General features: G+C 68.7%; 1 protein-coding gene. It reads left to right on the top strand.

The features are described from left to right. Nucleotides 1–59: 59 nt before the first annotated feature. Nucleotides 60–521 (top strand): extracellular solute-binding protein (locus C2862_RS25070; RefSeq protein ID WP_136223771.1); only part of this gene is annotated, 462 nt, incomplete at its 3' end.

The raw sequence follows: 521 nt of genomic DNA, 5'->3' as shown, positions 1-521 counted from the left end.
ATGCCCAGCAGCAGAGCAGCGTTGTTTCGCTGCCACCCTCTGACTCAAGGAGAGAACCGATGCGCCGAAGCATCATCGCAACCGCAATGGCTGCCGGCCTGACGCTGGCACTGACAGCCTGCGGCGGATCCACCACCCCGGCCTCCCCCACTGCGGGGGGCGGCGCCACCAACCAGGCGACCCCCACCACCTCGGCCCCGCCGGCCAACGGCGGCAAGCTGACCATCTGGGTCGATGAGACCCGCATCGCCGGCTTCAAGAAGCTGGGCGAGCAGTTCAAGACCGACACCGGCGTCACGCTTGACGTCGTCCAGAAGCCCTCGGGCGACATCGCGGAGGACTTCGCCGCCCAGGTGCCCACCGGCAAGGGCCCCGACATGATCGTCATCGCCCACGACAACACCGGCAACCTCGTCAAGAACGGCGTCGTCGCCCCCGTCGAGCTCGGCGACGCCACCGGCGACCTCAACAAGGCGGCCCTCGACGGCTTCCGCTACGAGGGTCAGCTCTACGGCGTCCCC

The sequence above is a fragment of the Massilia sp. Mn16-1_5 genome (assembly GCF_004798585.1).
Lineage (GTDB): Bacteria > Pseudomonadota > Gammaproteobacteria > Burkholderiales > Burkholderiaceae_D > Telluria.
This window is presented reverse-complemented; position numbering and strand designations above follow the sequence as displayed.